A 1,127-nucleotide genomic window follows, 5' to 3' on the forward strand; every position below is an offset into this window, starting at 1 on the left:
GAGAAACAGTATGTAGAAAAGCAACTATAAGTCTTTATATTATGAAGTTGTAGATATTTAAGAATTTAATAAGCTAAAAAATATTATAAATATGTAAAATTATCTTTATTTTTTTTAGTGTTTTGACGTATAGTTAATAGAGAGTTTATAGGGAAAAAGGTAAAATATAATAAATGAGATACTAAAAATAGGAAATGAAACAACAAAATCTATAAAATGGATAGGCTTAGATAATTGGAGAACTATAATAAGTACTTTTTTTAGTTTGTCATCTAAATAAGGGAGGTGCATAATGATTTGGATTTGTACAATAGGTCCTATCGTATTTAGTTTGGGGTACTATAAGGCTTCTAAGTATAATGATATTTGTAATATTTCAAAGTTAAAGCTGTTTAAACATATTTATTATTTAGTATTAGCTTTTGGCATAGTTTCCACTCTAATTTACCCAACAACTATAGATAGGACACGAGAAATGGAACAATATGGAATAACAACTACAGATACCATTATAAGTGGATTAACTTTATCTTTAGCAATAATGGAAGGTTCTTTTGGAATTATAGACCATATCTTCAAAAAGAATATTTAATTAAAAAGTCTTATAACAGATGATATACCATCTGTTATAAGACTTTTTAATTAATAAAGTAAATTATTTTCATATTTATAGTTGTTTGCTAATTCTCTTATCTTATCAACTAATTCATCAAGATCATCAACATCTGTTATATTTTCAACAACAAAAAGTTTTAAACAATAATGTTGATTTGATGAAATAGCATGACGTTTTCCCTTTTTTCTCTTTTGTGATATATTTTCACAAATACCTTTTATTTTTATCCAATCTTGATAAGAACTATATAAACAGTCCTCATCACTTTCGATATCTTCTAAAATACTTTTCACAGCTAAGTAACAAATATCACTAGATAAGTATTGTATTTTATCCATCATATCTTGTATAACCATAATGACCCCCTAAAATATTTATTGTAAATTTATTATAACAAAAAACATTTCCATATATAAGGGTAAAAGTAAAATTATGGTAAATTAAAAGTATTTATACTTTTTTAATACCAAAACCTTAAATGTGTTCTATCTTAATTTTAAAAGTAAAAAAC

The 1,127-nt window shown here is 24.0% G+C and carries 2 protein-coding genes; one reads left to right on the forward strand and one right to left on the reverse strand.

Features of this window, described 5'->3' with window-relative positions; translation table 11 throughout:
- The first annotated feature begins 292 nt into the window (after positions 1–292).
- A complete protein-coding gene (locus RWY47_RS01010; protein ID WP_224171132.1) occupies positions 293–592 on the forward strand; it encodes a hypothetical protein in 300 nt (99 codons plus the stop codon).
- A gap of 50 nt (positions 593–642) precedes the next feature.
- Here RWY47_RS01010 and RWY47_RS01015 read toward each other — a convergent pair whose 3' ends face one another.
- A complete protein-coding gene (locus tag RWY47_RS01015; protein ID WP_224171133.1) occupies positions 643–972 on the reverse strand; it encodes a hypothetical protein in 330 nt (109 codons plus the stop codon).
- Positions 973–1,127: the final 155 nt, after the last annotated feature.

Origin of the sequence: Paraclostridium sp. MRS3W1, assembly GCF_032465715.1 — a bacterium.
GTDB lineage: Bacteria > Bacillota > Clostridia > Peptostreptococcales > Peptostreptococcaceae > Paraclostridium > Paraclostridium dentum.

What these genes read in the sequence shown, in the direction of transcription:
- RWY47_RS01010 (WP_224171132.1), top strand. Translation starts at nt 293, where the DNA reads ATGATTTGGATTTGTACAATAGGTCCTATCGTATTTAGTTTGGGGTAC.
- RWY47_RS01015 (WP_224171133.1), bottom strand. Translation starts at nt 972, where the DNA reads ATGGTTATACAAGATATGATGGATAAAATACAATACTTATCTAGTGAT.